Here is an 8,088-nt window from a genome sequence, read left to right on the forward strand (position 1 = left end):
AGGCAGATGGCCGCTCAGTCGAAATCGTGATATATACCGCGATACAACGTAGGAACCGAATTGAACTACAATTTGACGCGGGTATCATAAAATCGCGGCCGTACTGCCGTGGTTTTATTGCGCACAAGAATGAGGCAGGCCATGTTCGATGCCGAATGCGATCTCGCCGCCGTAGTCTATGGAGCAGATCAGAATCCTGACTCGGTTCTGCATGATTTCGCGACAGACCTGAGCGCGCAAGGCCATCGAGTTGTCGGCATGGTGCAGGTTGGTCAATGCGCCGACTCCAGTCTGCACGGTGTGCTGGTCCACAATGGTGAAAAGCTATCTCTTGCCAAAAATCTCGCCCCGGTCGAGCACGGTTGCCGTCTAGATCTCGAACGGCTCCAAAACGCTGCCGCGCGGATTGCCGGCGCGCTTGAGGCCGGAGCCGACCTCATGATCATCAATCGCTTCGGCAGGCGAGAGTGCGCCGGCAAGGGGCTGGTCTACTTGATCGAACGTGCACGCGATGCCGACATTCCGGTGGTGGTCGCGGTCGCCGGCCATCGTTTCACTGATTGGATCGAATTTGCAAATGGCATGAGTGTAAAACTTGCGTGCGATCGTGCCGCCCTAGGCGGCTGGTGGCGTGGACTCTCAAACGGACGTCCACCCCTGCACGAACGCCCGACGATCTGCGAGATACTAAAATAATTGAACCGTGCGGTACGATATTTCCCTGAAGCGATCTCCGCTCACATCCATTCACGAGATGGCGGATGTCCACTGGAAAGCGCTGACACAGCGTTTGCTAAGCGATCGGCCTGGCCTACCACGGCATCTGTTGTGCGACCTCGAAGACAATAGGACGTGGCCAGGATGCTAAACACGGTTTGGGAGAATTCGCCGAGTAGATGCTTGTCGGTGCCCTTGAATACGAGATGTTCAAGAAAATGTGCGAGCCGGGACTTGCCCGGTGTCTTGTCGGAAGCGCCGACCTTGTGCCGGATCATATCCGTCACGACAGGCGTGCGACGATCGGGAATCACGAGCACCTGAAGTCCGGTTGCTGAGCGTGAAGTTGGCAAGGTGGAGCCGATGTGTCCGTTTGGACGATTGCGCCACCTGCGGAGAGAGTGCAAGTCGTGAGCTGTCCCCGATCGGGATGAATACATCGGGACCTTTGTCGACAGCCGACCCCAAACGTCGGAGAAGGAAAGCACGCCGCAGCGTTGTCATCGACATAGAGCTGCCGGATCCGAATGGCCCTTTAGAAGCTCCATTGCGGCGTTTGGCAGCAAGGAAAGAGATCATGATCGGATCCAATGTCTGGTTTTGCGAGGCTCTTGCGATCATCCAATCGAGAGCTTGTGCTTTTTCCGCGGGACCATCGCATATGCTCACATCCCAAGGCATTCCCCGTGCCAGAGCAAAAACTCTCCTAAATACAATGGGTCACCCGAATGAGCCCTGTCGCACGTCCAACACCGTCCTACAACGGACAATGTCGATCTTATCAACCTGGCGCGCGTCGCATCTAACGACGGTTACGCCCCCCGCCGCACAGAATACAATGGTCGGCCGACGACGGCTCAATCGTCACCGCCAATCGTACCTTTGAGATCGCCGTCGCCCTGAACTTCGAGCCACGCTTCGCGCCAGTGGGACGCCCCCAGAGCAACGACATGGCCGAGCCATCGTAACGACCTCCAAACGCGACTATGTGTCCGGATCAAATCTGCTTCCCAACACACGTGAACCGTCTTTCAATTCTGTGGCCGGTTCACCGTAAGAAAATTTGCAAAACCGCCGCCCGGCAGCCGTCGCTAGCTCCGAAGGCCTGCATGCCTTTCTAAAGTTTCTCAGACGATTCCCCACAATTCGTCCAAACAACGACGAGGCCTGTGCTTGGTGATCGCGGAGACGCACAATCGTCAATGCGGACCGGAGCGACCAAGGCGCCGCTCGATGTCATGAGCTATAGAGCTCCTCGTGCGCATGCCCTGTGTCAGAGCAGCAGCGACACATAGTTCGATTCAAAAATCCGCTGCTCGGATTCGATCGCCAACCGCAAATGGCAATAGAGTGCCCAGTATTTGCGCCACACTGGATCGGTCGACGGCATATACGTAATCGTCAGACCCATCTCATTGGCGGTTTCCCATCCGATCATCTGGCCGTGCGATTGATATTTGTTAATGTCCATCAGTTCGCTGGCGATCTTCGAGAAATTCTTGCCACGGCGCTTGAGCAGGTTCTCGGCGAACGAGCGTGCCCGGTCCCTTACCGACTGAAATTTACGCACAATCGTCGGATCGAATTTTTCGAAGGTGATCCGCGCGGCAAGATCGTCGGGCGTGTCGCGCAGCGCCTTTCGCGCGGCGTCATAGGCGTTGAGGTAGGTCAGCACGGAATAGACGACGTCTGAGCCGTTCCCGTCCCGGGACGACACCTGCGGGTCGATCGGACCTAGCTCGGACGAGTCGCTCATCACGATCGCATTGGCGCCGAGCGCCATCAGCGTGCCGGCGCTCTTGGCGTAGTCCGGAATGATGACCCTAAGTTGCCCCTGCTCGCCCGTCGTACTGCGGACCAGCCCGATCAGCTTCTCGGCCGCATCGACGTCGCCGCCCGGCGTGTGTAGCAGGAGATCGATCGGATCGCCGGGATTGACGTTGTGAAGCATGTCGACAAAGCCCAGCGTGTCGATGCGGTCGACATACGCTTTGTTGCCGGCGACATAGCATAGCAATTTGGGGTGCTCGGTCTCAATGTCCTTGATGAGCGTTTGGCGCTGATAGCGCGCCGCGTTCATCGCCGTGAACATCGGGGTCTTCTCGATCGCCCGCGGGGGCTGCGGCGCGATCGACTGCGGTTCTTCTATTCCCTCTTCACTGTCACTCATCGATCACTGTCCCCGGCCCATTCGACCCGGCCGCTACGAATAAAGTAATGGCAGCGTCGCTCGCTGCCGCGGTAGTCAATGCTTGGAGAGATGGTTAGTCGCTGGACGTGATTCAACGTCCAATGCGGCCTCCGCGCCGGGTCGGCGTTGAGCATGATCCGGTGGCCGGTTCGGCACGGGCAGTCGAAGATGATCCACTTGGTGCGGCCAGCCTCGCCGACGAGCGCGACCGCGTTGCGCGGCAGCCGATCGGGCACCTCGTCGGCCGAGCCGGCCTGACCGATCACGCGCCAGCGCCAAAAGGGAAGCCATTCCCACAAGGAGACCTTCATTCCGCGCCCCAGAGCTGGCCGAGGAACGGCTCCTCGTCGCCGGCGCCCCATTTTCCTGCGCCCGGATGACAATAATGCCCGCCCCGGGGCGCTGCGTGGTTGGTGGAGATCTCGCGCTCGTGCAGCCTCAGCAGCGTCTCGGTCGGCCGCTCGGGCGGGCCGTAGCCAATCAGGCGGTCGAGCAGCTCATTGACGGCGGCGGCCGCCACAGCGGTGGTGAAGGCCACGACCGCGGGCTCCACCTGACCGAGCGCCGGCGCATAGCCTTCGTCGGCCAGCTTCTGACGCTCCTCGGGCGTTCGAACCTCCGCCGCCGCGCGCGCCATGTCGACCCGGTTGCGGCAGACCAGGCAACCGGCGCCCGGCGTCAGGGTTGTGATTCGGCCGTCGATTCCGGTCAGAGCGCCGCTGCGGTCGCTGCTCAGGAGGACGCCGACATCGATCACGGGCGTCAGCAGGAAGGTCGACAGGCGCGACAGGACGAGACGCCCGGCATTGTCGTCAGTGCAGCCGAATACCAGATCAACCGCGCGCAGGGCCTTGGCCACCGACTTGACCGTCGTCATCGCCTTGACCGTCGAGCTGACGAGATCGGGCGCGATCCGTCTCAAATGGGCGCGTAGCACGTCGACCTTGGCTTCCCCGACATCGCCCGGCGTCGAGCCATAGACGCGGGTTACATTGCTGGCCGAGAGCTTATCATTATCGATCAGCAGGAGATGGCGCACGCCGAGTCGCACCAGCTGCTCGGCGACCGCCGATCCGGTGCCGCCAGACCCGACGATCGCGACCCGCAGATCGCCGACCACGCCCTGAATATCAGGGCCGAAGGCGCGCACATTGCGGTCGAAGATCGCATCTGGCGCCGACGCCGCGCGCGCGAAATTCTGGATCAACCGCCAGCGTTCGCCGACGATCCAGACGCGATCGATTGATGTCGCGGCCTCGCCCTCAGGCGTCAGCTCGCCACTGAACACGAAGCTTTCGCCGCGGGGCGAGGCGATCAGCGTCGCGTAGATGCCGGAGCCGCTGCGCAACTGGAAGAGATCGGCGATATCACGATCGACTTGACGGTCGAGCTTGCTCGGCAACGGCACGCCGCCGTCGCCGGGATGGGTATGGAACCAGATCGGCACGGCGCCGTCGGCTTCGGCCGCGCCGAGCGCGCCGACATAGCCGTCGGAGCCGATCAGCATGTGATGCGGGCTCTGCTCGCTATAGGCCGCCTGCGGCACCCAATGCAGCGACCGCCCGAGGAGACGGACCTCCGCGCCGACATCGACGCGACGCGCAAGCAGCACGCCGGCGCATTCGAGCGGGTTGCGGGTAGCAGAGGCAATCTCGTCGGCGAGCGGTTCGGGAAGGACGAGGGTCGTGATCATGCCGCGCGCGCCCTTGCGGCGGCCTCGAGTTCCTTCCGGACCAGTGCCAAGTAGCTTTCGAGCGAGTCGATACCGGACCGCCACTGGCCGGGATTGAGATGACGCGACCAGCGCTGCCAGGTGCGGCCGAGATGAACCTCCTGCAATTCGGTCGCGGCGATCACCTGACCGTCGGCCCGCCGGATCGCCGGCGCGAACCACCACATGTCCGGCTGCATGTCGGGATAGCCGGGCGCCAGCCGCAGCAGGAGATCCGCGGCCGTGGCAGCGAACCCGTTCGGCAGCGGAAAGGACGGAATGACGATCGCGATCATGCCGCCATCAAGAGACACGGCATGTCCTGGCGCCCGAGCCTGCAAATACTCCTCGTCAATGGGCGGTAGCATCGGCCCTTCCCCTCAAGCACGGCCCGGGTTGATTTGCGCCGGTGCGGTGAAAAAGCGCAGGCCATTGCGCATCTCGACCGTGGCGTCGGCCTCGATCTTCAGATCGGAGCCGCCCGGCACGACCTCGAACAAGTCGCGGTCCGGGCCGATGTCGGGCTCCGGCAAACGCCGCAGTTGCGCGCCGGTGAGGACCGGCTCCGAGACCTTGTAGGTCGTGCGATCGATCTTGATCTCGAAGGTCTTTGGGCGGTCGGGCCGCTCCTTGTCGTCATCGTCGTGCTTGTCGCTCATAGCCACCTCCGCATATTGCCACCGTGATACCACATCACCACGCCGGTTGACAAGAGGGGCGATATGGTGCAAAAAAGCGCTATGAAACAAGCCAAAGCGATGACCGTCCGTCTCTCCGAGGAGCAGGCGCAAGCCCTTGAGATGGTCGCCAGTGTCGAGAATCTGCCCGTCTCCGACATCATCCGCGCCGCGATCACGACCCATATCGAGACCCGCCGGCGCGATCCTGGGTTCCAAGCGGGCTTAAAGGACCGGATCTCCCAGGCGCGCAAGCTGCTCGACCGTTAGACGTCGGCCGGCGAGCTTCGACACGACGAGGACCCATGAAAAAGACCACCAAGGGGCTGAAGCCCAGCACACCCGGCCATGTCCTCGGCCAGCGCACCTTCGCTGCGATCACCGCTGTTGAGGGGATCAGCCTAAGCGCCGCCAGCCGCAAGCGGCTCGCCGACATGAGCAAGCGGAAGCTGTCGCCCGACGATCAGCGCTCCGAGATCATCCGGGCCTATCGGGACGCCAAGTCGCGCGGCTGATGGCGGCCGGCTACGACGGCTTTGATGACCCCTACGCCTACAAGGGCACGACCACCCTCAAGAACAAGCTCGGCCTGCGCGACGCGGCGCAGCTTGAAGCGTTCGAACTCGAAATGACCACGCTGCGCGCCCGCGAGCCGCTGCCGCGCGGCAAGCTAAACGCTCGCCATTATTGCCGCGTCCACCGCCATCTCTTCCAGGATGTCTATCGCTGGGCCGGTAAATACCGCACGGTGCGCACAGCAAAGGGCGGCAATCCCTTCTGCTATCCTGAGTATATTGACGGCGAGATGACCAAGCTCTTCGCCACCCTGCCCGCGGCGCTCGGCGCAGACGGCCCAGAGGACTTCATCGCGGAGGCCACGCGGTTCCTCGGCGAGCTCAACGCCATTCATCCCTTTCGTGAAGGCAATGGCCGCTCGCAGCTCGCATTTATGGCGATGCTCGGCGAGACTGCGGGCTTTGCGCTCGACTTCGCGCGCGTCCGGCGCGAGAGCTTCATGCCGGCCATGATCGCGAGTTACGCTGGCAATCTGGTGCCGCTTTCGGCCGAGCTGAGGTCTCTGCTGCGCTGAATATTTCAATGCGCATCAGTCCGGCCGTCGTCCAAAAGGACAAACGGTGCTTCGCGCGCCCCGGAACACCATTGCAAAAGGCAGAACGCACTTGGAGCAACTCGGCGCGAAAAGGCGGCAGCGGAACGTGAATTAGCGGCGATCCTGCGTCTTTGGAATGCAGCCGTCGGCAGACGAAGCTGGCCGCCCAATGGCTTGGAGCAGTTGCAGAATGAAGTAAAAGCCGCCTACGGCAAACTCCGTCTTCAAACGGGTGGATGTAAAAAAATCTGAATGCGAGCACTGCTGCAGCTATAACGGGATCGAGATCGTTTTTCTGCTGCATGGTCGAAGGCAATCTGCCCCGCCATGAGCGAGGAAGTATCCTCGTGCCGCGCACTGATGTGGTCCGAGATCGGCCTTTGAGTGTCGCCATCGTGCTCGCCGACAAAGCCGACTTCTTGTCGGGATCCCAGTCTCACAAAGCGCTCGTCGGCGATCACGATGCCCTAGAGGCGCAGAAACTCCTGCTGATCGAGCGGTGTGCGACCAGCATCGCCAATCGCACGACCCCACCACTGAATGCGATCTTGGGGCGGCCTTTCGCCCTCGATCACGTAGCTGGACTTCGAGGAACGCCGCCGTCCGCGCAAGCAGATCCTTGGGGACTTCGCTGACAACCGCTCGTGCGCGCTCCTTCCAATCCTGCGCGATAAATTCGTTCAGTGCGCATACTTTAAGGTGAGGAAGAGCCGCTTCAAGACGTCAAGGTCTACCCCCTTGTTCTTGAGGGCAAACGTCAGGTGCCCGTCAAGAGAGGCCTCCGGGGCATGTCGCGGCGTGTAGATGCGCCAGCTGCCCTGTTCAATGCGGTGCTTGGTGCCGATGGCCGATAGGGTCCGAGCAACCGGGACAGGAAGCTTGTAAGCGTCGATCAGGGCCGCGTAGCCCGCTGGGACGGCGAGCTCTGGCAGCCGCCTATCCCGAAAAACACTCACCAACCCCGAAAAGCGTTCGCCCATGATGGATCCACGTGAAAACACGCTCATTGCTCGAATTTTCTTCACAGGGCGCTTGAGACGTCGAAATTTAATCCCACACTGTGAAAAACGATCACTCAATGGAGTTATTGTGAAAACCATTCTCGCGCCAATATCTGACAGGTTCCCCGTGCCACTGGCACCGTGACAGCGAGGCATCAGCCAGCGGCCCAGTCACTAACGGGCCCGACCGTAGCAGCGACGCCGCAACGAGAAACTCGCAAACAATCACAATAGAATTGAGCTCGCCCCTCGCTTGGACGGTTCGATCGTCGTCGTCCAGCCCAATTCCCCTTCGCCAAGAGTCCATTCGGGCATTTCCGCCGGCGCCAGTTCTAACTGGAGATCCCAGGCGAGCGGCTCGCGCAGAACGACATTGACAAGGCGACAAAGGATGCCGTGAGCCTCGCGGCCGGGCAGCAGAGAGCGAAACTGCTGCTGGTTGAGCGGCCCGAGGCAGATCCGGAATTTGCCCGCCACATCCGGCATTGTTTCGCCAGCAAGGGTGTCAATGCCAAGCTCAAGGCCAAGCCGGCCTAGGCGCCACTGGGCTTCCGGTGGAATATCGATCTCACGCCAGATGAATTCCTCGACCCGGGCCGGAACATTGAGATGGCTGGAAATCACGCCGGCCACAAGACGTGCCGACCGGCTGGGCAAGGCAAGGACACCGGCATGAGGCA

Annotated in this window: 13 protein-coding genes and 1 pseudogene; 5 read left to right on the forward strand and 9 right to left on the reverse strand. The window is 61.4% G+C overall.

Annotated features, from left to right (window positions below; translation table 11 throughout):
* Window positions 1-141 precede the first annotated feature (141 nt).
* On the forward strand, window positions 142-696 hold the full coding sequence (locus AS156_RS41000) for a DUF2478 domain-containing protein (protein WP_082747649.1): 555 nt from the start codon (window positions 142-144) through the stop codon (window positions 694-696).
* A gap of 164 nt (window positions 697-860) precedes the next feature.
* On the opposite strand, the pseudogene AS156_RS41005 reads toward AS156_RS41000, so the two are convergent.
* The 6 genes and pseudogenes from AS156_RS41005 to AS156_RS42940 form a co-directional block, all read right to left on the reverse strand.
* Window positions 861-1,153: pseudogene (locus AS156_RS41005) on the reverse strand (insulinase family protein); the annotation flags it as partial.
* 837 nt (window positions 1,154-1,990) lie between these two features.
* Window positions 1,991-2,887, reverse strand: coding sequence for an SDH family Clp fold serine proteinase (locus tag AS156_RS20085; RefSeq protein WP_082747632.1), 897 nt, complete (start codon window positions 2,885-2,887; stop codon window positions 1,991-1,993).
* Window positions 2,884-3,219, reverse strand: coding sequence for a ubiquitination-like system serine protease family protein (locus tag AS156_RS20090; protein ID WP_066507863.1), 336 nt, complete (start codon window positions 3,217-3,219; stop codon window positions 2,884-2,886). The genes AS156_RS20085 and AS156_RS20090 overlap by 4 nt, the downstream gene beginning before the upstream one ends.
* Window positions 3,216-4,601, reverse strand: a complete 1,386-nt coding sequence (locus tag AS156_RS20095) for a ThiF family adenylyltransferase (RefSeq protein WP_066507865.1) — start codon at window positions 4,599-4,601, stop codon at window positions 3,216-3,218. Before AS156_RS20095 ends, AS156_RS20090 begins: the two co-directional genes overlap by 4 nt.
* Window positions 4,598-4,987 (reverse strand): E2/UBC family protein, encoded by a 390-nt coding sequence (locus AS156_RS20100; RefSeq protein ID WP_082747633.1) that lies wholly within the window; start codon window positions 4,985-4,987, stop codon window positions 4,598-4,600. Before AS156_RS20100 ends, AS156_RS20095 begins: the two co-directional genes overlap by 4 nt.
* A gap of 12 nt (window positions 4,988-4,999) precedes the next feature.
* On the reverse strand, window positions 5,000-5,278 hold the full coding sequence (locus AS156_RS42940; RefSeq protein WP_066507871.1) for a multiubiquitin domain-containing protein: 279 nt from the start codon (window positions 5,276-5,278) through the stop codon (window positions 5,000-5,002).
* Window positions 5,279-5,341: 63 nt separating this feature from the next.
* Here AS156_RS42940 and AS156_RS42945 point away from each other — a divergent pair, with 63 nt between their 5' ends.
* From AS156_RS42945 to AS156_RS20120, 3 genes are read left to right on the forward strand one after another with little or no spacing between them, the layout of a single operon-like run.
* Window positions 5,342-5,566 (forward strand): DUF6290 family protein, encoded by a 225-nt coding sequence (locus tag AS156_RS42945; protein ID WP_066507873.1) that lies wholly within the window; start codon window positions 5,342-5,344, stop codon window positions 5,564-5,566.
* 35 nt (window positions 5,567-5,601) lie between these two features.
* Window positions 5,602-5,811 carry a hypothetical protein gene (locus AS156_RS20115; RefSeq protein WP_066507876.1) on the forward strand — a complete coding sequence of 70 codons (210 nt, stop codon included), beginning with the start codon at window positions 5,602-5,604 and terminating at the stop codon, window positions 5,809-5,811.
* Window positions 5,811-6,386 carry a Fic/DOC family protein gene (locus tag AS156_RS20120; RefSeq protein ID WP_066507878.1) on the forward strand — a complete coding sequence of 192 codons (576 nt, stop codon included), beginning with the start codon at window positions 5,811-5,813 and terminating at the stop codon, window positions 6,384-6,386. Before AS156_RS20115 ends, AS156_RS20120 begins: the two co-directional genes overlap by 1 nt.
* Here AS156_RS20120 and AS156_RS46080 read toward each other — a convergent pair.
* A complete protein-coding gene (locus AS156_RS46080; RefSeq protein ID WP_082747635.1) occupies window positions 6,310-6,801 on the reverse strand; it encodes a Fic family protein in 492 nt (163 codons plus the stop codon). The two genes, AS156_RS20120 and AS156_RS46080, sit on opposite strands and share 77 nt — an antisense overlap.
* Between AS156_RS46080 and AS156_RS43395 the strand changes: the two genes are divergently transcribed.
* Window positions 6,788-7,042, forward strand: a complete 255-nt coding sequence (locus tag AS156_RS43395) for a hypothetical protein (RefSeq protein WP_201456078.1) — start codon at window positions 6,788-6,790, stop codon at window positions 7,040-7,042. The genes AS156_RS46080 and AS156_RS43395 overlap by 14 nt on opposite strands.
* A gap of 45 nt (window positions 7,043-7,087) precedes the next feature.
* On the opposite strand, the gene AS156_RS20130 is transcribed toward AS156_RS43395, so the two are convergent.
* Both AS156_RS20130 and AS156_RS42950 read right to left on the reverse strand, forming a co-directional pair.
* Window positions 7,088-7,387, reverse strand: a complete 300-nt coding sequence (locus AS156_RS20130) for a hypothetical protein (RefSeq protein WP_066507881.1) — start codon at window positions 7,385-7,387, stop codon at window positions 7,088-7,090.
* 246 nt (window positions 7,388-7,633) lie between these two features.
* Window positions 7,634-8,088: type VI secretion system baseplate subunit TssG (locus AS156_RS42950; protein WP_201456073.1), on the reverse strand; the 455-nt coding region annotated here is incomplete at its 5' end.

Source organism: Bradyrhizobium macuxiense (assembly GCF_001542415.1).
GTDB lineage: Bacteria > Pseudomonadota > Alphaproteobacteria > Rhizobiales > Xanthobacteraceae > Bradyrhizobium > Bradyrhizobium macuxiense.